The 24,943-nt window shown below is 60.5% G+C and carries 19 protein-coding genes and 1 tRNA gene; 11 read left to right on the top strand and 9 right to left on the bottom strand.

Annotated features, from left to right (window positions below; translation table 11 throughout):
• Nucleotides 1-86 precede the first annotated feature (86 nt).
• The 5 genes from A462_RS14520 to A462_RS14540 all read right to left on the bottom strand — a co-directional run bounded on the left by A462_RS14520 (nt 87) and on the right by A462_RS14540 (nt 5,124).
• Nucleotides 87-986 carry a TIR domain-containing protein gene (locus A462_RS14520; protein WP_008435723.1) on the bottom strand — a complete coding sequence of 300 codons (900 nt, stop codon included), beginning with the start codon at nt 984-986 and terminating at the stop codon, nt 87-89.
• Complete coding sequence (locus tag A462_RS14525) at nt 986-1,264, bottom strand: hypothetical protein (RefSeq protein ID WP_008435720.1); 279 nt, start codon at nt 1,262-1,264, stop codon at nt 986-988. The genes A462_RS14520 and A462_RS14525 overlap by 1 nt, the downstream gene beginning before the upstream one ends.
• Nucleotides 1,265-1,662: 398 nt before the next feature.
• Nucleotides 1,663-2,643, bottom strand: coding sequence for an integrase domain-containing protein (locus A462_RS14530; RefSeq protein ID WP_032899448.1), 981 nt, complete (start codon nt 2,641-2,643; stop codon nt 1,663-1,665).
• 910 nt (nt 2,644-3,553) lie between these two features.
• Nucleotides 3,554-4,876, bottom strand: coding sequence for a tyrosine-type recombinase/integrase (locus A462_RS14535; protein ID WP_008435717.1), 1,323 nt, complete (start codon nt 4,874-4,876; stop codon nt 3,554-3,556).
• Nucleotides 4,877-5,048: 172 nt separating this feature from the next.
• A tRNA-Thr gene (locus tag A462_RS14540) sits at nt 5,049-5,124 on the bottom strand.
• Nucleotides 5,125-5,250: 126 nt separating this feature from the next.
• On the opposite strand from A462_RS14540, the gene A462_RS33440 reads away from it, so the two are divergent.
• Nucleotides 5,251-5,442, top strand: a complete 192-nt coding sequence (locus A462_RS33440; RefSeq protein ID WP_008435716.1) for a hypothetical protein — start codon at nt 5,251-5,253, stop codon at nt 5,440-5,442.
• A 166-nt stretch (nt 5,443-5,608) separates the two neighbouring features.
• Here A462_RS33440 and A462_RS14545 read toward each other — a convergent pair whose 3' ends face one another.
• Nucleotides 5,609-5,839: a DUF2790 domain-containing protein gene (locus A462_RS14545; RefSeq protein WP_003218078.1), complete on the bottom strand. Its 231-nt coding sequence runs from the start codon at nt 5,837-5,839 to the stop codon at nt 5,609-5,611.
• Between the two features lie 690 nt (nt 5,840-6,529).
• Between A462_RS14545 and bcsQ (A462_RS14550) the strand changes: the two genes are divergently transcribed.
• From bcsQ (A462_RS14550) to bcsQ (A462_RS14595), 10 genes are all read left to right on the top strand, one after another.
• Nucleotides 6,530-7,513, top strand: a complete 984-nt coding sequence (gene bcsQ / locus A462_RS14550; protein ID WP_008435715.1) for a cellulose biosynthesis protein BcsQ — start codon at nt 6,530-6,532, stop codon at nt 7,511-7,513.
• Nucleotides 7,510-9,729: a UDP-forming cellulose synthase catalytic subunit gene (gene bcsA / locus A462_RS14555; protein ID WP_003218076.1), complete on the top strand. Its 2,220-nt coding sequence runs from the start codon at nt 7,510-7,512 to the stop codon at nt 9,727-9,729. The genes bcsQ (A462_RS14550) and bcsA overlap by 4 nt, the downstream gene beginning before the upstream one ends.
• The gene (bcsB, locus tag A462_RS14560; protein ID WP_008435714.1) at nt 9,726-11,984 is read left to right on the top strand and encodes a cellulose biosynthesis cyclic di-GMP-binding regulatory protein BcsB; all 2,259 of its coding nucleotides are present in this window, start codon (nt 9,726-9,728) and stop codon (nt 11,982-11,984) included. Before bcsA ends, bcsB begins: the two co-directional genes overlap by 4 nt.
• Nucleotides 11,981-13,177, top strand: a complete 1,197-nt coding sequence (gene bcsZ, locus A462_RS14565) for a cellulose synthase complex periplasmic endoglucanase BcsZ (protein WP_008435713.1) — start codon at nt 11,981-11,983, stop codon at nt 13,175-13,177. The genes bcsB and bcsZ overlap by 4 nt, the downstream gene beginning before the upstream one ends.
• On the top strand, nt 13,159-17,016 hold the full coding sequence (locus A462_RS14570) for a cellulose biosynthesis protein BcsC (RefSeq protein ID WP_008435712.1): 3,858 nt from the start codon (nt 13,159-13,161) through the stop codon (nt 17,014-17,016). The genes bcsZ and A462_RS14570 overlap by 19 nt, the downstream gene beginning before the upstream one ends.
• Nucleotides 17,017-17,033: 17 nt before the next feature.
• Nucleotides 17,034-17,705, top strand: coding sequence for an SGNH/GDSL hydrolase family protein (locus A462_RS14575; protein ID WP_003218072.1), 672 nt, complete (start codon nt 17,034-17,036; stop codon nt 17,703-17,705).
• Nucleotides 17,705-18,370 (top strand): alginate O-acetyltransferase AlgF, encoded by a 666-nt coding sequence (locus A462_RS14580; protein WP_008435711.1) that lies wholly within the window; start codon nt 17,705-17,707, stop codon nt 18,368-18,370. Before A462_RS14575 ends, A462_RS14580 begins: the two co-directional genes overlap by 1 nt.
• Nucleotides 18,371-18,387: 17 nt before the next feature.
• On the top strand, nt 18,388-19,803 hold the full coding sequence (locus A462_RS14585; RefSeq protein WP_008435709.1) for an MBOAT family O-acyltransferase: 1,416 nt from the start codon (nt 18,388-18,390) through the stop codon (nt 19,801-19,803).
• 12 nt (nt 19,804-19,815) lie between these two features.
• Nucleotides 19,816-20,943: an alginate O-acetyltransferase AlgX-related protein gene (locus tag A462_RS14590; protein ID WP_008435708.1), complete on the top strand. Its 1,128-nt coding sequence runs from the start codon at nt 19,816-19,818 to the stop codon at nt 20,941-20,943.
• A gap of 173 nt (nt 20,944-21,116) precedes the next feature.
• Nucleotides 21,117-22,058 (top strand): cellulose biosynthesis protein BcsQ, encoded by a 942-nt coding sequence (gene bcsQ, locus A462_RS14595; RefSeq protein ID WP_008435707.1) that lies wholly within the window; start codon nt 21,117-21,119, stop codon nt 22,056-22,058.
• Nucleotides 22,059-22,300: 242 nt separating this feature from the next.
• On the opposite strand, the gene A462_RS14600 is transcribed toward bcsQ (A462_RS14595), so the two are convergent.
• Genes A462_RS14600 through A462_RS14610 form a run of 3 tightly spaced genes read right to left on the bottom strand, consistent with a single transcriptional unit; the run spans nt 22,301 to nt 24,919 of the window.
• On the bottom strand, nt 22,301-23,515 hold the full coding sequence (locus A462_RS14600; RefSeq protein WP_008435706.1) for a methyltransferase: 1,215 nt from the start codon (nt 23,513-23,515) through the stop codon (nt 22,301-22,303).
• A complete protein-coding gene (locus tag A462_RS14605; protein WP_032899447.1) occupies nt 23,496-24,185 on the bottom strand; it encodes an ABC transporter permease in 690 nt (229 codons plus the stop codon). The genes A462_RS14600 and A462_RS14605 overlap by 20 nt, the downstream gene beginning before the upstream one ends.
• Nucleotides 24,186-24,223: 38 nt before the next feature.
• Nucleotides 24,224-24,919 (bottom strand): ABC transporter permease, encoded by a 696-nt coding sequence (locus A462_RS14610; protein WP_003218063.1) that lies wholly within the window; start codon nt 24,917-24,919, stop codon nt 24,224-24,226.
• Between the last annotated feature and the right edge of the window lie 24 nt (nt 24,920-24,943).

Here is a 24,943-nt window from a genome sequence, read left to right as displayed (position 1 = left end):
TTTGGAGAGCTATCGGTCTATATGGCCGGTAGCACTCCCGCTGCTTACAATTTAGGAGTCGGTAAGGGGGCTAGATTTTTACTTGGCTACCAAAACTTAGTAGCATCAAAATCTAACTGAGCCGCTTTCAACTCTCGTACCAGTTTCATCTTCCAGGCTTCAGCCGAGTCCATGTCGGTATAAATTACACCAAACAAATCAGATGGTATTTCCACCTGCCCCTTGCGAAGCAAACAAACACGGCCGCGCCCAAGTTTTCCGGCAAAGAATCCAAGTTCAAAAATGACATTTTGACGTGCGCGAGCATCGCTCACGTCAGCTTTTATTGAACCACCAACATCGTCGGGTGTTAACAATATTACCGCGAAACCTACATCAGCCGAATGTTCAAATTTTTCAATAATCGTCTGGCCTCGATCGGGTTGTTCCCTAAGGATAATCGCTTCTAAGCCGAGCTTTTCTAGGAAGCGCGCGAGACCTTGTAATGCAGCCTCGTCATGGCCATGAACAATAAATACTTTATTAGATTTTGATATTTTCAACTGCGGTTTAACCTCTCCCTGAGATTCGACATAGACTTTATAATCCCGCACAAATGGGGCGATTATCTGTCCAGTAAATCCATGGACACCTGAAATAAGCTTTCTACTGCCCGAGCTAAAGTAGTGGTGACCGAAATTAATGGCGTATTTTGGATCTTCAGCGAGTTTTTCGATTAGCAGTAGGGTGAGACCTAGTCGTTGTTTGTCGTCATCTGATTCTGGCCAAGCAAGTTTATGATTCCCCATGCCGCCGCCAGACCGTTCGCTCGCTTCCAAGAATGCTTCGAGATCTAGCCCCGATATCAATTCATTGTTGCTAGCGTCAAGCGCCGGATCGCGAAGTAGGCGGGCCAGTTTTTTTAGCGGTTGTTCGAAGGTCTGATGTTGTGAGCTCTGTAGATCTATAACCGCATTGTTGATCTGAGCAAAGAGGTCGATGGCCACTATTTTTCTTCCTCTAACAGTCGCGCTGCGGCAGCCCGTTCTATGATCTTTTCCCTATATCGCTCTTTCATCTGCTCTGCCAAGGAGCTGATTATTGGATTTGACGTATAGGTTCCCACACGCTCATCTATGAGATTTGATATCTGCTGAATCGCACCTTCAATACTCACGGGATCGTGAGGATTAAAATTCACTGTACAAAGATCGCCTTCGAGTGATTGAAGTACCTTTTGTGCATCTGCAAGTTGACGCTGGAGCTTGTCGATTCCTTTTAGCATTATTATCCCTCTAGCTTATTTTTTACCTAAATGTTGCGCGAATTTCATGTTGACGCAAGCTATTTTCAATCCCAGTGCTAGCTATGTTCTGTCGCCAACGGTTTTTGTCCCGTTTAGGGCCTCCACCTAACATTTGAACTTCCAGGTTTTCCCTAAGCGAAGAGTGAGCAAATGAATAGTCAGCAGGTAATAATAGCGGGTAGGTTCTGTGTGATTGTTTATACGGTAATCCAGAAACCATGCGAGATGCTTCCGTTGCCAAACCCATGGGTTGTCGCAGTGCCATCGCTCATTGATTGCTGTCTGGATTGCCCTTGCCTGATGAAGGTGGCGTTGTCGTGTTACAGGTGATCCCGCCAGCACGCCCGTTAGAAACAACTCTATATCGAATGGTTTGCTCATGGTCGGCCGCCGATGTACGCCGAAACCACGTCGATACGACCGTGCCCCAGCTCATAGCTGATTTGTGCGCGTGCCTCCTGATCGAGGCGTCGGTCTAGCTGGCAGCACCTGCCACCGTTGATGGGTGCAAGATGCTGGGTGATTTGCTCGTAGCGTTCGCACGCATAGGCTGCCCGCAATTCGTGGAAGCCTTTGAGGTTGTGTATATGGAGGACCTCCCGTGCGGGGCGGACGATTCCCTGTTGGAAATCAAGGTAGCTTTCGTTCGGTGCCAGTAGGTTGCGGCTGCCATGCGGTAAGACCTGCTCGGCATATCTGAGTGCTTCGCGAACATGGTCATCCACCATGATCCAGCGAGGTGCTGTTGCTCCGCCGCGGCCACCTTTGGTGCCGTCCTGGATGTTGATCCTCCCGAGTTGCTCGGCTTCCCGTTGCAGTCGAGGAAGGTCGGCCAAAATCGCCTCACGTAAACGCATGCCGGTGGCTCGCGCTAACTGAGCTATGGCCGCAGCACGCGGTTGCTGATGTTCGCAAAGCTCGTCGACGATCCGCTTCACGTGTTCGCGGTCTTGGCCTTGCGGCACCGAGCGACGAACACTGGTGCGCTGCATTCCCAACGCCTTGCTCGGACTTGGCACTCTCACATACGGATCACCGCGAAGCGCGGCCATGGTTCGGTTCACGCTGGACAATCGGTTTTGCGCGGTGGCAATGCCGATAGCGCCTTGTTCAACTTGCTGACGCAGATGCCCGGCGTAATCCAGCAAGGTCTGCCGATCAATTTGTCGCGCATCGTTAAGTCCTGGTCCATCCTCCGACCGGCACCACCGCACAAACGCCTGCCAGCGATCACTGTGCGCTTTGACCGTCCCGTAGTGCCCGCCGCCAAACAGATCTTTTAGCGCTTGTGGCCCGGCATAACTCAACTGCCGGCCATAGCCAAAATTTCGCCCGTCTCGTCTACCGACCAATGCCATGATCGAACTCCTCTCGAAGTAAACTCTTAAAACCTTCCCCACGTCATCCCGCCAAGGATGTTGAGTGTTATCAGGGATCAAGGCCCCTGCGACCTGTGAGGGTTGTCCACTAACGCGGGACTGGCGGCTCTTTACGACCGGGAGCTTGGGCATCTCATGATCTGCCCTCCTGAACACTTCCAAGGAAGTGGGCGGGTGGAGGCTGCATTGGCTGACGAGACCAACGCCGCGAGATCTTGAGCCGGGTGAAGGCAGTGATGCGATGACCGGGGCGTGCCTGACTGTCAGTCAGGTGCAGTCCATTCCCTGGGCTGCGGCACCATCATCTGCATCGCTGTTGCTGGTGACTTCGGTGTTTGTCACGCCGATTGTCACGAGGGGAAATGCCGCAAAGCCTTGTACGAGTTGGGCTGCAGCAGCGGTAGGAGCGCCCGTCTCTTTCCGGGAGAAAGAGACGGGCGCAGGTTGGCGCACGGGAATGGCCAAGCGGATAGGTTGCTGCAGAGCAGCTATGAAAGGGGGATGAGTTGCCGCAGTGGGCACACTGGTAAAAGTAGGCATCCATCACATCGCTGTGACCGTGCGAGCCGCCGGACGCTAATCGCACTTTGGGAGAACCACCACGGTGTGGCGTAGCCTTAAAGGTTCTGGCTACCTGGGTTGCTGTCAACGACAGCGCTTTGCCCGATCTTTTCTACGCCTGTGGATAATTCGGGTCAAGGCTCGAATTTTCGGGAGTTCTGCGGCTGTGGATGAAATTATCCACCGGTGGAAATCCGTGGTTTTCCACAGACAGTTACTTGGGCTTTCGATTTTTTAAGTGAGGTCCATCCAAGCAGGGCGGCTTTGCAGCCCTGCTTGGATGGACCCGCGTGGAAAAGCGGATCACTGAGATATGAAGACCGAGCGCTTACTCGGTTGCGCCACGTTTTGCTTTTAGGCGAGTGACGTTTGCTCCTGTCTGGTTCGCGAATTCGTGTGGAGTGACATGCTCCTGCCGGTTGGCCTCCAGGTACCGGCTCCACCAGTTCATGATCAGCCTGCGCTCCTCGATGAACTCGGCCTTGTGGATGTAAGCGGCGCGGACGTTGTTGCGTTCCTTGTGGCTCATCTGCCTTTCAATGGCGGTCTCGGACCACAGTCCGGACTCGATCAGTGCGCTGCAGGCCATTGAACGAAACCCATGCCCGCAGATATCGGTTTTGGTGTCGTATCCCATCGTCCGAAGCGCGTTGTTCACGGTATTTTCGGACATGGGCTTCCAGGGTTTGGCATCCCCTGCGAAGACCAATGCGAATTTGCCTGTGAGTGCATGGATTTTTTCGAGTAGCGCCACTGCTTGCGGCGATAAGGGTACTAAATGGATATCCCCTGCCATCTTCGTACCCCTTGTGGAAAAGGGTACTCCCTCCAACGCGGGTCGAGTGTCCGGTATCTCCCAGGTGCCGCGCTTGAGGTCGAACTCGCTCCAGCGTGCGAAACGCAGCTCGCTGGATCGTACAAACACATGCAGCGACAGCATCACCGTGAGACGGGTAAGTGCCCGGCCTTTATAGGTGTCGATCCGCTCCTGCAGTTCCGGCAGTCGCGATAAGGGTAGAGCGGGGCGATGTACCACCCGCGGAGCTTTGATCGAGCCTTCGAGATCGTAAGCAGGGTTTATGGTGATAAGCCGGAGGCGCTTTGCCTCGCGCATGATGCTCTGCAGGTAGTTTTGTACCCTTAAAGCAACGTCGATCGTTCCGCGCTTCTTGATCGCTTCCAAGGGCTGCATAAGGTCATGGGTGTCGAGATCAACAATGGCGCGTGCGCCGATCAGCGGGAATACGTGGGTTTTGAGGCGGCTCATCACTGTCTTGGAATGGCCTGGTGCCCACTTGGCCGACATTTCCGTGTGCCAGTCCAGGGCAACGCTTTCAAAGGTTCTGCCTTTGATCACGGCTTCCGCCTTGGCTTGGTGCTTGGTCTCTATGGGATCAATGCCATCCGCCAGCATTCGCTTGACGTCCAAGCGCTTGCGGCGAGCATCGGCGAGGCCAATGACGGGGTAGTTGCCGAACGAGGTCAGTCCTTCCCGTCCGTCAGGTTTGACGTAACGGAGCCGCCAGCCTTTGCGGCCATTGGGTTGGACTAGGAGATAGAGGCCATCGCCGTCGAAAAGCTTGTAGGCGCGGTCTGTAGGTTTTGCCAAGCGGCAAGCTGCGTCGGAGAGCGGAGCTGTGGTGCGCGACATAAGGGTACTCCCTTTTATCGAAGTGACCTGTATCCCAAACTCTACCCTTAAAACGGTTGGAATCCACCAGTTTCTGACGGAAACCGATGGAATGCCAAAACGAAAAAACCCGCCAGAAGGCGGGTTTTTCGGGGGTTTCAGAGATTTTGGAAGCCTTCTCTGGAACCTTGTATGGTGCCGGCACCAGGAGTCGAACCCGGGACCTACTGATTACAAGTCAGTTGCTCTACCAACTGAGCTATACCGGCGTGTTAGGGCGACGATTATAGCGATTGGCAAGCATCTGTAAACCCCTGAATTCTGACTATTTTTGCAACCGACCGGGTTTTCTCTGCTCGGCCTCGTTTCAGCCACCCCAACCCCGCCAATCCCATGTGCTGGATCACTGGAAACGCCTGCGTGCAGAAAGCGGCAAGTGCCAGTTCCTGTCCTGGAACAACAACCTCAAGCCCGACGGCCGCTTCACCATCACGTTTTTCCGCGATGCGCAGCAAACCCAGCCGATTCAAACCGAGAACGGCTGGTGTGGCGGCGGACCCGACCGACGATTGCCAGGAGGATTATGAGTTCACCGAGCACCGTATTCGCGGTTAATGCCTTTTCACTTCAGATGAAATTTTGTGGCGAGGGAGCTTGCTCCCGCTGGGCTGCGCAGCAGGCCCAAAACAGTGGGAGCGCTGCGCACTCCAGCGGGAGCAAGCTCCCTCGCCACAGATTTTGTCGTTCAGCTTTTTAGCTGCCTTCATTACACGAATCGGCAAATTTCTTGTACTCAAACACCCGCTTCTGCCCATGGGAATCCAGGTAGGTCATCCGCGCATTCACCACGCCACACGCCGCGCCTCCATCGTCCACGGTCGACAGTACCTGCTGTACATCCAGCTTGGGGCTGGCCTGGGCCGAAAAGGCGGCAACGTTGAGCAAGGCAAACAGGCTGCTGGCGATGAGGGTGTTGCGGTTCATGGTGGTGTCCTCTGAGGTTCAATAGGGTGTGTGTTGCGTTGGAGCCTATTGAGCGCCCGGGAGGTATCCGGCCTGTGTCATGCACCCGGCGTTTTGCCTCGGCATGTGTTGAGAAGGGGATTGCATACAACTTGATACAGAAACATACCCATTAGAGGCATTAGTGCCTCAGGGTCTTTCTCTTAGATGTTTTCGACATAACGGTCATCGTTTTTCCCTTGAATAAGGTGAGTGTTACCGTATTCTGTTTCGAAATATTAAGCGTCATATAAATAGCGGAATCGTTTAACCCGGTTCACGGAACGTTGGCGGTTAATTACTAAGTTGTAATTTGATTCGTCAGCTAAGCAATTTTTCCTGACCAGGCGGCCAGAAAAATTGTTAGAAGCCGCCGCAAGCTTCTGATCTGAAAGAAATTGATAAAAATTCGCTAAATAAGTCAAAAATACGGCACTAAGCCGCTCGTCGGAAATAATTAATCCAAAAGCATCAAAATACTGACACCATCAATCTGATATCACAGAATGCCGCCAGCCAACACATAACTAGAAAAACCAAGGTCAGCCCAACGGGCTGACCTTTTTAACGCCTTTAAAGCGTAATAACCGGGGAGGGCCGTGGGTGAGTCGCGCAGACGATATTTCAAAACTATTCAATAAGCTGGGCGCCAATCCAAATGGCTACCGGGAGATGTACGCCGTCCACGATTATCTTGAGGATGACGTGGTGGTCGAGCCTTTCGACGCCGTGCCCATCCCGGCCCAAACCGCTTGCACCGTCGCGCTGGATGAGCCGCCGTCGGCGCCATTGCTGCGCTTGCTCGAAGAGCTGACCCAGGGCGAAGCCGATCACCTGCAACCTCCCGAAGTGGTCGAAGGGCCGACCGGTGAGGTGTACTCGGATCAATCGTCACCCAAGGTGATCGTGGTGGTCTCGCTCAAGGGCGGTGTCGGTCGCAGCACGCTGACCGCGGCCATTGCCAGCGGTTTGCAGCGTCAAGGCCACCCGGCCGTGGCGCTGGACCTGGACCCGCAAAACGCCCTGCGTCATCACTTGTGCCTGGGCCTGAATTTGCCCGGCATCGGCGCGACGAGCTTGAGCAATGAGTCCTGGGAAGGCCTGGCTGAGCGCGGCTTTGCCGGTTGCCGCCTGGTGGCCTTCGGTGAGACCAACAACGACCAGCAAAAAAACCTCAATCGCTGGCTCGGCGAAGACGCCCAATGGCTGCCCCGGCACCTGGCCGGTTTGCAGTTGAATGGCCAGGACACGTTGGTGATCGACGTGCCCGCCGGCAACACGGTGTACCTGCACCAGGCCATGGCCCTGGCAGACGTGGTGTTGGTGGCGGTGCAGGCGGATGTTTCCTCATTCAGCACCCTGGCCCAGATGGACAGTGTGCTGGCGCCGTACCTTGAGTGCGAAAAACCACCACAGCGTTACTACGTGATCAACCAACTCGACGGCGCCCACCGCTTCAGCCTGGACATGGCCGAAGTGTTCAAGGCCCGCCTCGGCGATGCACTGCTCGGCACGGTCCACCGTGACCCGGTGTTCAGTGAAGCCCAGGCCTGCGGCCGCGATCCCCTCGACCCTACCGTCAACAGTCTCGGCTGCCAGGACATTCACGCCCTGTGCCGCACGCTGCTCGAACGCATCGATTCGGACCTTCCATGACCGACACTACGTCCTCTACGCCCCACACTCCGGGGCGCGCCGAGCAGCGGCTGGACGCCGCGATTTCGCGCTTCAATCGCTGGCCCGATACGCTGCGCAAAGTGCTGGTGGTGATCAGTTGTGTGGTCGGCACCTTGCTGTTGGTGAGCATTGTCAGCGCCCCGCTGGACCTCTATAGCCAATGCCTGTTTGCCGCCGTGTGCTTCCTTGCGGTGCTGCTGCTGCGCAAGATTCCCGGGCGCATGGCGATCCTCGCGCTGGTGGTGTTGTCGCTGGTGGCGTCGCTGCGCTACATGTACTGGCGGCTGACTTCCACCCTGGGTTTTGAAACCTGGCTCGACATGCTGTTCGGCTACGGCCTGGTGCTCGCCGAGCTGTACGCGCTGGTGGTGCTGATCTTCGGCTACGTGCAAACCGCCTGGCCGCTGCGCCGCGAGCCGGTGTGGCTCAAGACCGAACCGTCGGAGTGGCCCACGGTCGACGTGTTCATCCCGACCTACAACGAGGCGTTGAGCATCGTCAAACTGACCATCTTCGCCGCCCAGGCGATGGACTGGCCCAAGGACAAGTTGCGCGTCCACGTGCTCGACGATGGCCGTCGCGACGACTTCCGCGATTTCTGCCGCAAGATCGGCGTGAACTACATCCGCCGCGACAACAATTTCCACGCCAAGGCCGGCAACCTCAATGAAGCGTTGAAGGTCACCGACGGCGAGTACATCGCGCTGTTCGACGCCGACCACGTGCCGACTCGTTCCTTCCTGCAAGTCAGTCTCGGCTGGTTCCTCAAGGACCCCAAGCTGGCGATGCTGCAAACGCCGCACTTCTTCTTTTCACCCGACCCGTTTGAAAAGAACCTCGACACCTTCCGCGCCGTGCCCAACGAGGGCGAGTTGTTCTACGGCCTGGTGCAGGACGGCAACGACCTGTGGAACGCGACGTTCTTCTGCGGCTCGTGTGCGGTGATCCGCCGCAAGCCCTTGCTGGAAATCGGCGGCGTGGCCGTCGAGACCGTCACCGAAGACGCCCACACCGCGCTCAAGCTCAACCGCCTGGGCTACAACACCGCTTACCTGGCGATCCCGCAAGCCGCGGGCCTGGCCACCGAAAGCCTGTCACGCCACATCAACCAGCGCATCCGTTGGGCGCGGGGCATGGCGCAGATTTTCCGCACCGACAATCCGCTGCTGGGCAAAGGCCTGAAGTGGGGCCAGCGCATCTGCTACGCCAACGCGATGCTGCACTTCTTCTATGGCTTGCCGCGGCTGGTGTTCCTCACCGCGCCGCTGGCCTACCTGATTTTCGGCGCGCAGATTTTCCACGCCTCGGCGCTGATGATTGTCGCCTATGTGTTGCCCCACCTCGTGCATTCGAGCCTGACCAACTCGCGGATCCAGGGGCGCTTCCGCCACTCGTTCTGGAACGAGGTCTACGAGACCGTACTGGCCTGGTACATCCTGCCGCCGGTATTGGTTGCGCTGGTCAACCCCAAGGCGGGCGGCTTCAACGTCACCGACAAGGGCGGGATCATCGACAAGCAATTCTTCGACTGGAAACTCGCCCGGCCGTACCTGGTACTGCTGGCGGTGAACCTGGTCGGGCTGTGCTTCGGTCTTTATCAGTTGATCTGGGGCGACGAGTCCACCGCGGTCACCGTGGCGATCAACCTGACCTGGACCCTCTACAACCTGATCATCACCAGCGCGGCAGTGGCGGTGGCTTCCGAAGCGCGGCAAGTGCGCTCCGAGCCGCGGGTCAGCGCGAAATTGCCGGTCAGTGTGATCTGCGCCGACGGTCGTGTGCTCAAAGGCACGACCCAGGATTTCTCGCAGAACGGCTTCGGCCTGATCCTCGCCGACGGGCACCAGATTGCCCGGGGCGAACAGTTGCAGTTGGTGCTGTCGCGCAACGGACAAGACAGCCTGTTCCAGGCGCGGGTGGTGTTCAGCAAGGGCGCGCAGATTGGCGCGCAATTCGATGCACTGTCCCTGCGCCAACAAAGCGAACTGGTACGCCTGACGTTTTCCCGCGCCGACACCTGGGCCGCGAGTTGGGGCGCCGGCCAGCCCGATACACCGTTGTCAGCCCTGCGTGAAGTCGGTGCCATCGGCATCGGCGGCCTGTTTACCCTGGGTCGCGCCACGCTGCATGAATTGCGTCTGGCCCTGCGCCGCACTCCCTCACAACCGCTCGATACGCTGATGGACAAGCCATGACTTCCACACTATTTGCCCGCCCGCAGTCGCGCGGCGTGCTCGCGCTGATGATCGCTTCGCTGCTGGGCCTGGGCTCGCAGGCACAGGCCGCTGCACCCGCTGTTGCGGTGCAGAGCACTGACGACGGCTACAGCCTGACCCTCAAGCAACTGGGCCGTCGCGACACCATGAACCTGCAAGGCGTGGAAGCGTCCGACAGCGTCAACTTCGACATCCGTGCCGATGAAGTGGTGAAGGGCGCGCAACTGTTGCTCAAGTACAGCTACTCGCCGGCGCTGCTGGCGGACCTGTCGCAGATCAACGTGCTGGTCAACGACGAAGTCGCCGCCAGCCTGCCGCTGCCCAAAGAGGGCGCAGGTATCCAGCAGGAAAAACTGGTGCAGATTCCGGCGCACCTGATCACCGAATTCAACCGCTTGAGCCTGCAGTTCATCGGCCACTACACCATGTCCTGTGAAGACCCGCTGCACAGCAGCCTGTGGGCCAAGATCAGCAACAGCAGTGAGCTGAAAGTGCAGGTGCAGCCGATCGTCTTGAAAGACGACCTGTCGGTGCTGCCGCTGCCGTTCTTCGACAAGCGTGATGCGCGCCAAGTCAGCCTGCCGTTCGTGTTTGCCAGCGCGCCGGACAATGCCGCGCTGGAAGCTGCCGGCGCGCTGTCGTCGTGGGTAGGCGGCTTGGCCAGCTACCGGGGTGCGACGTTCCCGACCACCCTTGGCGAGATTCCGGCCAAGGGCAACGCCATCGTGCTGGTGCAAAGTACCCAGGCTGTGGATGTACACGGTGTGGCGGTCCCTGAGCCTAAAGGGCCGACCCTGACCCTGATCACCAACCCCAACGATCCGAATGGCAAGCTGCTGATCGTCTCCGGCCGTGATGGCGCTGAACTCAAGCGTGCCGCCACCGCCGTGGTGCTGGGCAACCCGGTGTTGACCGGCAACAGCGTGGTCATCACCAGGCTCGACACCCTGGCCCCGCGCAGCCCTTACGACGCGCCGAACTGGCTGCCCAGCAACCGTCCGGTACGCCTTGGCGAGCTGGTAGAACTGAAAAAGCTCAACGTCTCCGGCTACAACCCGGGCCCGATCAGCGTCGACCTGCGCCTGCCGCCCGACCTGTTCAACTGGCGTGAGGAGGGCGTGCCGCTCAACGTCAAATACCGCTACACGCCGCAGCAGGTGTCCACCAACTCCTCCTTGCTGATCGGCCTGAACGACCAGTTCATGAAGTCCGTCGCGTTGCCGTCGGTGAGCAACCTGGGCGGCGGGCAGAGCCTGCTGGACCAGCTGAAGAAAGACGAAACCCTGCCCCGTGAAGTGACGACCCTGTTGCCGATCAGCTCGGCTTCGCCCAAGTCCAAGCTGCAACTGCGCTTCATGTACGACTACATCAAGGAAGGCGAATGCCGGGACATCATCGTCGACAACATGCGCGGTGCGATTGACCCGGACTCGAGCCTGGACCTGAGCAGCTACCAGCACTTTATCGCCATGCCGAACCTCGGCGTGTTCAACGATTCCGGCTTCCCGTTCACTCGCCTGGCTGACCTTTCGGAGTCGGCGGTGGTGATGCCGGATAACGTCGGCACCGATGAATTGAGCGCTTACCTGACTGTGATGGGCCGCTTCGGCGAGTCCACCGGCTACCCGGCCACCGCCGTCAAAGTGGTGCAGGCCAAAGACGTGCAAAGCGTTGCCGACAAAGACCTGCTGGTGCTCGCCACCGGCGGCAACCAGCCGCTGCTGCAGCAATGGCAGCAATACCTGCCGGCCACCAGTGACGGCCTGCAGCACCACTTCCTGTTGTCTGACCTGCCACGTTATGTGCGCAGCTGGATCAGCCCGGACGCCGCGGCCAACCAGCATACGGCCAATGCCGGCATCACGTTCAGCGGCCTGAGCAACAGCACCTGGTTCGCCGGCTTCCAATCGCCGCTCAAGGCCGGGCGCAGCGTGGTGCTGATCGCCAGCAACCAGCCTCAGGGCCTGCTTGAAGCGACCTCGGCGCTGATTGGCGGTGACGACTACAAAGACTCGATCCAGGGCAGCCTGGCGGTGGTGCAGGGCACGCAGATCAGCTCGTTGGTCGCGGACCAGCAGTACTACGTCGGCGACCTGAACTACTTCAAATTCATGCAATGGCAGCTGTCCCAGAACCTGGGCTGGATGCTGGCGATTACCTTCCTGGGGCTGCTGGTGCTGACCTGCCTGATCTACCTGGCACTGCGTGCCCGTGCAAAACGGCGGTTGGCATGAGCCCTTTGCGTAGCGCGATCCTGGCGGTGATTGGCAGCACATTGCTTGCCGGTGCCGCCCAGGCACAGACCTGCGATTGGCCGCTGTGGCAGAACTATGCCAAGCGGTTTATCCAGGACGATGGCCGGGTGTTGAACTCGTCCATGAAGCCGACGGAAAGCAGCTCGGAAGGGCAGTCGTACGCGATGTTCTTTGCCCTGGTGGGCAACGACCGGGCGACCTTCGACAAGCTCTGGACCTGGACCAAGTCCAACATGGCGGGCGCCGACATCGGCCAGAACCTGCCGGCCTGGCTGTGGGGCAAGCGTGACGATGGCAAGTGGGGCGCGATCGACAGCAACTCCGCCAGCGACGCCGATTTGTGGATGGCCTATGCGTTGCTCGAAGCCGCGCGCGTGTGGAACGCACCGCAGTACCGCAGCGACGCGCAACTGGTGTTGGCCAACGTTGAACGCAACCTGATCGTGCGCGTACCGGGCCTGGGCAAGATGCTGTTGCCGGGGCCGGTAGGCTATGCACACGCGGGAGGCCTGTGGCGTTTCAACCCCAGCTATCAAGTACTGCCGCAACTGCGCCGCTTTGCAAAAGAACGCCCGAACGCCGGCTGGAACGAAGTGGCCGAGAGCAACGCGAAGATGCTCGCCGACCTGCCGAGCAATCCCCATGGCCTGGCGGCCAACTGGGTCGGTTATCGCGCTACCAGCGCGAACACCGGGCTGTTTATCGTCGACCCGTTTTCCGATGACCTGGGCAGCTACGACGCGATCCGCACTTACCTCTGGGCCGGCATGACCGCCAAGAGCGACCCGCTGGCCGCGCCGATGCTCAAGGCCTTGGGCGGGATTTCCCGTGCCACCGCTGCGTCGGTCAGCGGTTTGCCGCCGGAGAAAGTCCACGTGCTGACCGGTGAAGTCGAGAAAAACAACGGCTACACGCCGACGGGGTTCTCGGCCTCCACCATGGCCTTCTTCCAGGCCCGGGGCGAAACCGCCCTGGCGCAATTGCAAAAGCAGAAAGTCGACGACGCCCTCGCCAAGGCGCTCGCGCCTTCGGCCCCGGACAGCGCCCAGCCGATTTACTACGACTACATGCTCAGCCTGTTCGGCCAGGGCTTCGCTGATCAAAAGTACCGTTTCGAACAAGACGGCACGGTGAAATTATCCTGGGAGTCTGCATGCGCCGTCACACGCTAGCCATTGCGATTCTGGCGGCCCTGGCTTCCAGCGCCAGCTTTGCCGAAACCACTGACCCGCAAAGCCTGCTGATCGAGCAGGGCTATTACTGGCAGTCGAAAAAGAACCCGGAACGCGCCCTCGAGACCTGGCAGAAACTGCTGCGCCTGAGCCCTGAACAGCCGGATGCGCTGTACGGCATCGGCTTGATCCAGGTGCAACAACAGCGTCCGGCCGAAGCGCAAAAGTACCTGGCCCGCCTGCAGGCGCTGAGCCCGGTACCGCGCCAGGCCTTGCTGCTGGAGCAGGACATCACCGTCAACATCCCGGCCAACGCCAAGTTGCTGGAACAGGCCCGTGAACTCGGCGAGCCTGAAGAAGAGCGCGAACAAGCGGTGGCGCTGTATCGCCAGATCTTCCAGGGGCGCCAGCCCCAGGGCCTGCTTGCCCGCGAGTATTACAACACCCTGGGCTTCACGCCCAAGGGCACGAACGAGGCCATCGCCGGCTTGCAGCGTTTGTCTCGCGAGCGGCCGAACGACCCGATTGTGGCGCTGTTTCTGGCCAAGCATTTGGCGCGTAATCCGGCCACCCGCGCCGACGGCATCCGCGCCCTGGCCAAGCTGGCACCGAACAACGACGTGGGCGGCAACGCCGATGAAACCTGGCGCTTTGCGCTGATCTGGCTCGGCCCGCCGAAGAGCGACCAGGTGCCGTTGTTCCAGCAGTTTCTGGCGGCGCATCCGGACGACAGCGAAATCCGTGCGCTGATGAACAAGGGCATTGCCCAAGGCAAGACCGGCGCCGGTTGGCAGCGTGATCCGCAGATGACCAAGGCGTTCAAGGCGCTGGATGACGGCGACCTGAAAACCGCCGAGCCGCTATTGGCGGCGCGCCTCAATGAAAAATCCAATGACGTCGATGCCCTCGGCGGCATGGGCGTGCTGCGTCAACAGCAGCAGCGCTTCAGCGAGGCTGAAAGCTACCTGGTTCAGGCCACCCGTTTGCCGGGTGGCGCGGCATGGCAGTCGGCGCTCAATGATGTGCGCTACTGGAACCTGCTCAACCAGGCCCGTGACGCCCAGCGTGGCGGGCGCGGCAGCCAGGCCCGCGACCTGGTGGCCCAGGCCGAACGCTTGAACCCTGGCCAGCCCGGCGCTGCCGTGGCACTGGCGGGTTTCCAGGCCCAGGATAATCAGTTCGACACCGCCGAAGCCGGCTACCGCAAAGTGCTCGCCCGTCATCCTGGCGACCCGGACGCGCTGAGCGGCTTGATCAACGTGCTGTCCCAATCCGGGCAGCCGGAAGAAGCCTTGAAGCTGATCGACTCGGTGTCGCCCGCCGAGCGCGCGAAGTTCGCGCCGAGTGTGAAAATCACCGCGTTGCGCGCTACCCAGGTGGGCAAGCTGGCCGAGCAGCGGGGCGATTTGAAAGCCGCGCAAGCCGCCTACAAACAAGCCCTTGATGCCGACCCGGAAAACCCGTGGACACGCTTCGCCCTGGCGCGCATTTACCTGCGCGACGGCCAGATTCGCAACGCCCGTGCCTTGATCGACGGCTTGCTGGCCAAGCAGCCGAACCAGCCGGACGCGCTGTACACCAGCACGCTGCTGTCGGCGGAGCTGGGTGAGTGGAAAAAGGCTGAAGAGACCCTGGCGCGTATCCCTGCGGGGCAACGTACCGCTGACATGAACGAGCTGGGTATCGATATCGCGCTGCACAAGCAGACCGACATCGCCATCGAGACCGCCCGCCGTGGCCAGCGTCCAGAAGCCCTCGCGCTGCTGGGTCGCAGTGAAGCCATGACCCGGCAGAAGCCTGAGCGCCTGGCGGTGCTGGCGGCCGCTTATGTGGAAGTCGGCGCGACGCAGCAGGGCCTGGATATCATGCAGAAGGTTCTGGATAACAATCCGAACCCGACCGTCGACCAGAAACTGCTGTACGCCAACGTGCTGCTCAAGGCCAACCATTACACCGAGGCGGGCGACATCCTGCGTGAAGTGCAGGGCAAGCCGCTGAGTGAAACCGGTCGCCAGCGTTACGACGATTTGATCTACCTTTACCGGGTCAAACAGGCTGATGCCCTGCGTGAGAAAAACGACCTGGTCGCGGCCTACGACATGCTGTCGCCGGCGCTTGCCCAGCGTCCCAACGACGCAATGGCGGTAGGTGCCCTGGCGCGGATGTACGCGGCCAGCGGCAATAGCAAAAAGGCCATGGAGCTTTATGCGCCGCTGATTCAGCAGAACCCGAACAACGCTCGCCTGCAACTGGGCCTGGCGGATATCGCGCTGCAAGGCCGTGATCGTGGCCTGGCGGAAAGCGCCAGTGAAAAGGCGCTGTCCCTGGAACCGGGCAACCCCGAGATCCTCACCTCGGCTGCGCGCATCTATCAGGGGCTGGGCAAGAACAACGAAGCCGCTGCACTGCTGCGCAAGGCGTTGGCGATTGAGAACAGCCAGAAGAGCCAGACGCAATTGGCTCAGGCCGGCTCCCAGGGCGTGCCTTACAACCCCTTCGTCGGCTTGCCGGGCCAGCGTCGCCAGGTCACCGACCTGACCGTCGCCGGCGCCGTGCCGCCGCCGATTGATGCACCGACCAATGTCGTGCCGGACAATGCCCTGGCAGCCTCCGCGCGTCCGGCGTCGAACAACTGGAACGAGCCGTTCGAGCCACCGTCGAGCATTGCTGCACTCGACACCGCCAACCTCAGCCCGGCACGTCGTGCGCTGGATACGATCCTGCGGGATCGCACCGGTTACCTGGTGCAGGGCTTGAGCGTTCGCAGCAACAATGGCGAAAGCGGCTTGAGCAAAATCACTGACGTCGAGGCGCCGTTTGAAGCGCGGATGCCGGTGGGTGATCTGAACGTTGCGCTGCGCGTGACGCCGGTGCATGTGAGTTCCGGCAGCGTGAAGAGCGACTCTGCCACACGCTTTGGCGGTGGCACGGCCAACCCGGCGGGCTCCCAGAGCGACACGGGCGTCGGTCTGGCCGTTGCCGTGGAGAACCCGGATGAAGGCCTCAAGGCCGACATTGGTGTAAGCCCGCTGGGCTTTCTGTACGACACCATCGTCGGTGGCGCCAGCGTCTCGCGGCCGTTCTCCCAGGGCTCCAACTTCCGTTACGGGGTCAACGTTTCGCGGCGCCCGGTCACCGACAGTGTGACCTCCTTTGCCGGTTCCGAAGACAAGCGTACCGGCGAGAAATGGGGCGGCGTGACAGCCAACGGCGGGCGTGGCGACCTGAGCTACGACAACCAGAAGCTCGGTGTGTATGGCTACGCCTCGTTGCACGAGCTGTTGGGCAACAACGTCGAAGACAACACCCGGCTGGAACTGGGCAGCGGCATCTACTGGTACCTGCGCAATACCCCGACCGACACCCTGACCCTCGGCATCAGCGGTTCGGTCATGGGCTTCAAGGAAAACCAGGGTTACTACACCTACGGCCAGGGCGGTTACTTCAGCCCGCAGCGCTTCTTCTCCCTGGGTGTGCCGGTGCGCTGGGCGCAGAGTTTTGATCGGTTCAGCTACCAGATAAAAAGTTCGGTGGGCATCCAGCATATCGAGCAAGATGCGGTCGATTATTTCCCGGGGCATAGCGATTACCAAAATGACCCGACCCGGGGCGATCCGAAATACGCCAAGGACAGCAAGACCGGCATCGGCTACAGCTTCAATGCCGCCGCCGAATACCGCCTCAGCTCGCGCTTTTACCTGGGTGGCGAAGTCGGTCTCGACAACGCTCAGGACTATCGCCAGTACGTCGGTAACGCCTACCTGCGCTACTTGTTTGAAGACCTGAGCGGGCCTATGCCCTTGCCGGTCAGTCCGTACCGTTCCCCTTATTCGAATTGATTTGATAGGAGTCATCCATGCCTGTTTCCGCTTCTGCTATTGCCGGCCTGACCCTGCTGGTATTGGGCGAAAGTCACATGAGCTTTCCTGATTCACTGCTCAACCCGCTGCAGGACAACCTCACCGCCCAGGGCGCCAAGGTTCACTCCATCGGCGCGTGCGGCGCCGGTGCAGCCGACTGGATCGTGCCGAAGAAAGTCGAGTGCGGTGCCGAGCGCCTGCCGGTTGGCAAGGCCGAGATTTTCGGCAAGAACGCCATGAGCACCACCCCGATCAAAGACCTGATCGCCAAGGACAAGCCGGACCTGGTGGTGATCATCATCGCCGACACCATGGCCTCGTACCCGGAGCCGCAGTTCCCGAAAGTCTGGGCCTGGAAAAGCGTGACTTCCCTGACCAAGGCCATCACCGAAACCGGCACCAAGTGCGTGTGGGTCGGGCCGGCGTGGGGCAAGGTCGGTTCGCAGTACAAGAAGGATGATGCGCGCACCAAGGTGATGTCGCAGTTCCTCGCCACCAACGTGGCGCCGTGCACCTACGTTGACTCGCTGACCTTCTCCAAGCCGGGCCAGTGGATCACCACCGACGGCCAGCACTTCACCATCGACGGCTACCAGAAGTGGGCCAAGGCGATCGGCGACTCCCTGGCGAAGTTGCCACCGGCCGCCGTGGGCAAAGGAGCGCAATAATGAAACGGATCACCCTGGGCCTGGCGACCTTGCTCGCCAGCGTCAGCGCCTACAGCGCCGACATCCCGCTTTACCCCACCGGCCCGGAGAAGGATTCGGCCTTCCTGCGCCTGGCCAACGGCACCGACGGCGAGCTGAAATTGCTGCCCCAGGGTTCCAAGGCCAGCCTGGTGTTGGGTGGCGACAAACTGGTGTCTGACTACCTGCCGGTGTCGGGCGGCAAGACTCCGATCAAGGGCGTGTTGAGCCAGGGCGGCAAGGATTCCGAGCTGGCCGTGACCGTCGCGCCGGGCGAGTTCGCCACCGTAGTGGCCGTGCCGGACGCCAAGGGCGGCACGCGCCAGCTGGTGATCCACGAACAGCCGGATGACTTCAACGCACTGAAGGCCTCGCTGGCCTTTATCAACGCCGACGCCGCCTGCGCCGATGCGAGCCTGGAAGCCGTGGCGCAAAAAGCCGAGCTGTTCAAGAAGGTCGCCGAAGGCGCGATTTCGCGCCGCATGATCAACCCGGTGGAACTGTCGGTGCAGCTCAAGTGCGCCAACGCGCCGGTGGGCCAGCCGCTGACCTTCACCCTCAAGGCCGGCGAACGCTACAGCGTGCTCGCACTGCCATCGGCTGCCGGTTCGAGGTTGCTGTTTACCTCCGACACGCTCGCTAACTGATCGGGCCCGACACCACCATGGTCTTTGCCTCACTGGAATTCCTCACGCTGTTCCTGCCGGCCTTCCTGTTGATTTATGCGCTGGCCCGTCCGGGCTGGCGCAACGTCATCCTGTTGATCGGCAGCTGGCTGTTCTACGGCTGGTTGAGCCCGCTGTTCCTGTTCCTGCACATGGTGTTGACCGTGGTGGCGTGGGTCGGCGGTTTGCTGGTGGACCGTTCCCGTGAAGACGGCAAGGGCCGGGTGCGGCTGTTGATCGCGTTGATCGTGTTCAACACCGCAGTGCTGTGTTGGTACAAGTACGCCAACATCGTCGCGGGCACCCTGAGTGAGGTGATCACCTGGTACGGCGCGATGCCGCTGGATTGGCAGCGCGTGGCGTTGCCGGCCGGGTTGTCGTTCATCGTGCTGCAGGCGATTTCGTACCTGGTGGATGTGCATCGGCACACCGTGCCGGTGGAGCGCAGCTTCATCAATTACGCGACCTATATCTCGATGTTCGGCCACTCGATTGCGGGCCCGATCATTCGTTATGACTGGGTGCGGCGCGAGCTGAACCAGCGTTATTTCAACTGGCCGAATTTCAGCCTTGGCGCCCGGCGTTTCATGATCGGCATGGGCATGAAAGTGCTGGTGGCCGACACCTTGTCGCCGCTGGTGGACATCGCCTTCCACCTGGAAAACCCGAGCCTGGTGGATGCCTGGATCGGCTGCCTGGCGTACTCGTTGCAACTGTTTTTCGACTTTGCCGGCTACAGTGCCATGGCCATCGGCCTGGGCTTGATGCTGGGCTTCCACTTCCCGGAAAACTTCAACCGGCCGTACCTCGCCAGCAGCATCCAGGACTTCTGGCGGCGCTGGCATTTGTCGTTGTCCAGCTGGCTGCGGGACTACCTGTACATCGCCCTCGGCGGTAACCGCGATGGCGAATGGCGTACCTACCGCAACCTGTTCCTGACCATGGCGATTGCCGGGTTGTGGCATGGCGGCGACAGTTGGAACTACCTGTTGTGGGGTTCGGCCCATGGTATCGCGTTGTGCATTGACCGGGCGTGGTCGCGCTCGAGCCTGCCGAGCATTCCGCCGGTGCTGTCGCACATCTTGACGCTGCTGTTTGTGTGCCTGGCCTGGACGCTGTTCCGCGCACCGGACTTCCATTCGGCACTGACCATGTACGCCGGCCAATTCGGCATGCATGGCATGGCCTTGGGTGATGCGTTGGCCGTGGCCATGCGCCCGGCTCATGGCATGGCCGCGTTGCTCGGTTTGGTGTGCATCATCGCGCCGATCTGGCAGACCCGCTGCGAGCAGCGTTTTGGTACGCAGCCCTGGTTTGTGGTGGCCGCATCCCTGTGGCCGGTGGCCGGGTTTGTGTTGTCGTTCGCGCTGATTGCCAGCCGCGATGCCGTGCCGTTTCTGTACTTTCAGTTCTAAGGAAGCCTGACGATGCCCGCCCCTACCGCGCCGACCCCACCGAGTGAACTGGCCGTCCGCACCAGCCCCCTGGCGGGCTGGGTGTTGGTGCCTTTCCTGGCGGCGGGGCTGTTGTCTTGCGTCTGGCTGATGGTCAAGGGGCCGGTGAGTTTCCTGCCGCCCAAGGTCGACAGCGACATGCTGCTGCACGGTGAAGTGACCCATCGGTTTGCCAAGGAATTGTCCAAGGCACCGATGGCCATCGAAGCGGCAAACCTGGAGCGCGGCGCCAGTTGGCTGGCGTTCGGCGACACCGGGCCGCGGGTGCGCCAGGGCTGCCCGGGCTGGCTGTTTATCAGCGATGAGCTGAAGCTCAACCGCCACGCCGAAGACAATGCGCGCACCAAGGCCGACGCGGTGATCGACCTGAAAAAGCAGCTGGGCCAGCGCGGTATTGATCTGCAAGTGATGGTGGTGCCGGATAAAACCCGCATCGCCGCTGCCCAGCGTTGCGGCTTGTATCGTCCGGCCGTGCTGGATGGCCGGATCCAGCAATGGAGCACGCTGTTGCAAGCGGCGGGCGTTGAAGTGCTGGATTTGACCGACACCCTGAAACCCCTCGGCCCGGATGCCTACCTGCGTACCGACACGCACTGGAGCGAAATCGGCTCGAATGCCGGCGCCCGCGCCGTGGCCCTGCGCATCCAGCAGCGCGGTATCCAGGCCACGCCGGAGCAAGCCTTCGACATTACCCAGGCACCGCTCGCACCGCGACCGGGTGACCTGGTGCGCCTGGCCGGTCTCGACTGGTTGCCGCCGAAGTTACAGCCGGTGGGCGAGCAGGTTGCGGCCAGCACCGCGCATGAGAACGGCCCGGCGGCGTCGAGTAACCCTGACGATTTGTTTGGTGACGCCGGCCTGCCGAACGTGGCGCTGATCGGTACCTCGTTTTCGCGCAATTCGAATTTCGTGGGTTTCCTGCAAAAAGCCCTGAACGCTCCGGTGGGTAACTTCAGCAAGGACGGCGGCGAATTTTCAGGCGCCGCCAAGGCTTATTTCGACAGCCCGGCGTTCAAGCAGACGCCGCCCAAGCTGCTGATCTGGGAGATCCCCGAGCGGGATTTGCAAACACCTTACGACCCGATAAAGATTAGTCAGTAAATTGACCATTTACCGCTCGTCTTAAAGATTTCTTCAGAAACACCAAAATAATGACACTTTCATTCCTTTGTCACAGAATGCGTACACAAAGGCGCCCACAAAAAGACCTGCGGTAAGCATCAGTACAGCTGACCTTTCACGTCTTTAAGATGCGTCGTGAGGGAGTGTTGGCGATGAGCCGTACCGATGATCTTTTTTCGTTGTTCGATAAGACGACTGCCAGTGATGTTCAAGGGATGGATTCGATGCTGCAGTTCTTCGAAGACATGCCGGTCGACGACAGTGCCAGCCTCAATATGGGCAGTGGCGCGTCGTTCTCCCGACATTCCCCTTGTGCCAACGAGCAGTCCCGCGAAGCCGCGAACATCCGGGCGAAGGTGGTAGCGCTGGTTTCGGTCAATGGCGGCGTCGGCCGCAGCACCCTGGCCACCGCGCTGAGCAGCGGTTTGCAGCGCCTGGGGCAGCCAGTGGTGGCGCTGGACCTGGACCCGCAAAACGCGCTCTATCACCACTTCGGCCTGGGCCACACCTTGCCCGGCATCGGGCGCACCAGCCTGCATAACGAGCGCTGGAGCCAGATCCTTCATTCAGGCTTTGCCGGTTGCCAGGTGATCACGTTTGGCGAAACCGATATCCGTCAGCAGGAAGACCTCCAGCGCTGGCTGAAACAGGAGCCGCATTGGCTGGCGCAACATTTGTCGGCCCTGGGCTTGGGTGAGCAGGACACGGTGATCATCGACACCCCGGCGGGTAATAACGTCTACCTGCATCAGGCACTGAACGTGGCCGATGTGGTGCTGGTCATCGCCCAGGCGGATGCGGCTTCCCTTGGCACCCTGGAGCAGATGGAGCAGTTGCTGGCGCCACACCTTGATGATCGGCCGGCGCTGCGTTGCCACTTCGTGATCAACCAACTCGACGAGACCTCGGGCTTCAGCCTGGACATGGTCGAGGTGTTCAGGAAGCGCCTGGGTGACAGCCTGTTGGAGGTGGTGCATCGGGATCCGGCGATCAGCGAGGCCCTGGCTTTTGGCAGCGATCCGCTGGATAACCAAGCCGCAAGCATGGCCTGTGACGATATAAACGCGCTTTGCCGCCTGCTGGTTGCCCACTGAAAAGCCCGGGTTATGCCGCTAACCTCAGATGCTTATGCACAATCGGTTGGTTCGACCTGTCATCAAACCGCAATTTTGCGGAGCGGTTCTCATCACGCTGCAACTGCCTGTTTTGCGTGCGTTTTATTTTGTGAACAAAAAATGACCAGTCAGCATTTTGCCCCGCGAAGCTTGCCGGCAGGGCCTCTGCCAGAATTCCATCAACAGAGTTATCCACAGGGCACGCTGCGACAAAATGCCCTTTAATTGCGCTCGGCGAGCAGCATCAGGTTGCGCGGGGTGAGCGGTGTTTCGCAGAAGCTGCCGACTTGAACCCTGTAACCGTTTTCTTCGAGAAACAATGCCCGGTCCAGCACCAGCCACATTTCCAGCGGGCGCCGAAACAGACCACGCACTAATTCCAGGTTTCGCACCTGCGCCAAGCGCTGCCAGCCTTGGGCCTCCAGTGCCGACCAATGCTGTTCCCCTGTGGATAATCCCTTGAGGGCCGCCAGTTCGCGGCAGTAGTCGGCGAACGGCTTGGCCAGCCAACTCGCGGGCAGGGACGGAGTGGGCAGGTAAGCATCGCTCCCGCGTACTTGCCGCTGCAGAACATCAAAACCCAGTCGCCTGGCCATCGACGTATCGCGCTGCTGACGCACTCGAGCGCCGGCGGTAACGGTTTCGCTCAGCGGCAGGCCGAGGTCTTCCACCGATAAATGCAGTGACGACGCCTGGGCGGCAATCGACAGCGGCTGGTACTGCTCGGCGCGGATGCGGTTGTAGCAGCAGGGCGCCACGGCCAACTGCTGGCAGCCGGCGGCGCTGGCCAGCTGGAGCAGGCGCACATGCAGGTCGCCGCAGGCGTGCAGTGCCACCGGGGTTTGGTCGCTGCTGATCTGTACGTCGGCCATCACGTCTTGCAGGCGATGGGTGACGGGCAATTGATGGTGTTCGCTGAGGGCTTGCCCTGAGGCGATGAGGGCCGGGTCGTATTCCAGGCAGGTCAGTTGCTGCCCGGGTTGCAACAGGCGGCGGCCGAGGTGGCCCTTGCCGGCACACCAGTCGAGCCAGTGTTCGGGGGTTTGGCGAAATTGCAGCGCGGCGCCGAAGGCTTCGATCTGCTGCCATTTGCGGCCGGGTACATCGACGTTCAGGCGATGGCGGGCGGCGGGTAGCGGGCGGGATGGTAAGTTATCCACAGCGCTGAGATTCAGCGACTGCATGGCCAGCTCAGGGAAAGGCGCAGGCGCCGGCAAGTGGTGAGGCTGGTTATGGCTGGTTTCCGCTTCGGCCAGCGAGCGCTGGCGCAGCCAATGGGCCAGTTCGGGATGCTGGGTTTCCCACGGCAATTGCAGATGGGTAAAGGGCCGTGGTCGCCACAGCCCTTGATGTTCGGTGAGGAACGTATCCAGCGCCTGGAAGCGGGCGAGCAGGTGCTCACCCGTCAACAAGGCGTCAGCGGCCCTGGCAGGCATCGACCCGCAACCAGCGCTCCAGCAGCTTGAAGAAGCGCACCAAAACGTACGACATCAGCAGGTAGAACAACCCGGCAGCGAAGAAGATTTCCACCGGCAGGTAGGTGCGGGCAATGATCGTGCGGGCCATGCCGGTCAGTTCCAGCAGGGTCACGGTACTGGCCAGGGCGCTGGCCTTGAGCATCAGGATCACTTCGTTGCTGTAGGCCGGCAGGCCGATGCGCGCGGCACGCGGCAGGATGATGTAGAACAGCGCCTTGGGCCTGGACATGCCCAGCGCCCGCGCGGCTTCGATTTCACCCGGCGGGATGGCCTGGATCGCGCCGCGCAGGATCTCGGCGATATAGGCGGCGGTGTGCAGGGTCATGGTGGCGGTGGCGCACCAGAACGGGTCCCGCAGGTACGGCCACATGAAACTCTCACGCACGGCGTCGAACTGTGCCAGGCCGTAGTACACCAGGAACAGCTGCACCAGCAGCGGCGTGCCGCGGAAGAAGAAAATGTAGCAGTAGGGCAGGGTGCGCACGTACCACAGGCGTGACGAGCGGGCGATGCCCAGCGGGATTGCCAGCAGCAGGCCGGCGATCACGGCGATGGCCACCAGCTCCAGGGTCAGGGTTGCGCCCTGGGCCAGTTTCGGCAGCCATTTGATGATCACGGCCCAGTTCAGGCCCAGGTCGAAATGCGACAGCCAGCTGTAGTCGCCACTCATTGCGTGCTCCTCGCAAAGCCGCGCGCGGCACGTTTTTCCAGGAAGTGCATGCCGGTCATCGCCAGGACAGTTAGGCCCAGGTACATGAAGGCCGCGACCATAAAGAAGGTGAAGGGCTGCTTGGTGACGGTCACGCCGATCTGCGCGTGGCGCATGATTTCTTCCAGGCCGATCACCGAGACCAGCGCGGTGTCCTTCATCAGAATCATGAACAGGTTGCCCAGGCCAGGCAGCGCGATGCGCCACATCTGCGGCATGATCAAGCGGGTGAAGATCCGGACCTTCGACAAGCCCAGTGCGACACCGGCTTCACGGTGGCCCTTGGGAATGGCCAGGATCGCGCCGCGGAAGACTTCCGTGGCGTAGGCGCCAAAGCACAGGCCCAGGGCGATCACCCCGGCGGCGAAAGCGCTGAGGGAAAGGTCGGGGTTGCCGAAAAACTCCCCGAGGGAGCGCATCAGGTTGACCGTGCCGAAGTAGATCAGCAGGACCCACAGCAGTTCCGGGATGCCGCGAACCAGGGTGGAGTAGCTGCCGCCAAGCCATTGCAGCGGCTTGTACGGGGAAGTCTTGGCCAGGGCGCCGGCCAGCCCGAGCACCAGCCCGAGACACAGGGCGGTGAGCGCCAGCTTGACGGTCATCAGCGCACCGGCGGCAAGCGCCGGGCCGAATCCGTAGAGGTCGAAATTCATGGTTTAGTCGTTTCGCAAGGCAAA

Origin of the sequence: Pseudomonas sp. Ag1 (genome assembly GCF_000278565.1) — a bacterium.
Taxonomy (GTDB): domain Bacteria; phylum Pseudomonadota; class Gammaproteobacteria; order Pseudomonadales; family Pseudomonadaceae; genus Aquipseudomonas.
This window is presented reverse-complemented; position numbering and strand designations above follow the sequence as displayed.

Coding starts and splice junctions, on each gene's coding strand:
- A462_RS14525 (WP_008435720.1), bottom strand. CDS start 1,264: ATGCTAAAAGGAATCGACAAGCTCCAGCGTCAACTTGCAGATGCACAA.
- A462_RS14530 (WP_032899448.1), bottom strand. CDS start 2,643: ATGGCATTGGTCGGTAGACGAGACGGGCGAAATTTTGGCTATGGCCGG.
- A462_RS14535 (WP_008435717.1), bottom strand. CDS start 4,876: ATGTCGCGCACCACAGCTCCGCTCTCCGACGCAGCTTGCCGCTTGGCA.
- A462_RS14545 (WP_003218078.1), bottom strand. CDS start 5,839: ATGAACCGCAACACCCTCATCGCCAGCAGCCTGTTTGCCTTGCTCAAC.
- bcsQ (WP_008435715.1), top strand. CDS start 6,530: ATGTACGCCGTCCACGATTATCTTGAGGATGACGTGGTGGTCGAGCCT.
- bcsA (WP_003218076.1), top strand. CDS start 7,510: ATGACCGACACTACGTCCTCTACGCCCCACACTCCGGGGCGCGCCGAG.
- bcsB (WP_008435714.1), top strand. CDS start 9,726: ATGACTTCCACACTATTTGCCCGCCCGCAGTCGCGCGGCGTGCTCGCG.
- bcsZ (WP_008435713.1), top strand. CDS start 11,981: ATGAGCCCTTTGCGTAGCGCGATCCTGGCGGTGATTGGCAGCACATTG.
- A462_RS14570 (WP_008435712.1), top strand. CDS start 13,159: ATGCGCCGTCACACGCTAGCCATTGCGATTCTGGCGGCCCTGGCTTCC.
- A462_RS14575 (WP_003218072.1), top strand. CDS start 17,034: ATGCCTGTTTCCGCTTCTGCTATTGCCGGCCTGACCCTGCTGGTATTG.
- A462_RS14580 (WP_008435711.1), top strand. CDS start 17,705: ATGAAACGGATCACCCTGGGCCTGGCGACCTTGCTCGCCAGCGTCAGC.
- A462_RS14585 (WP_008435709.1), top strand. CDS start 18,388: ATGGTCTTTGCCTCACTGGAATTCCTCACGCTGTTCCTGCCGGCCTTC.
- A462_RS14590 (WP_008435708.1), top strand. CDS start 19,816: ATGCCCGCCCCTACCGCGCCGACCCCACCGAGTGAACTGGCCGTCCGC.
- bcsQ (WP_008435707.1), top strand. CDS start 21,117: ATGAGCCGTACCGATGATCTTTTTTCGTTGTTCGATAAGACGACTGCC.
- A462_RS14600 (WP_008435706.1), bottom strand. CDS start 23,515: ATGCCTGCCAGGGCCGCTGACGCCTTGTTGACGGGTGAGCACCTGCTC.
- A462_RS14610 (WP_003218063.1), bottom strand. CDS start 24,919: ATGAATTTCGACCTCTACGGATTCGGCCCGGCGCTTGCCGCCGGTGCG.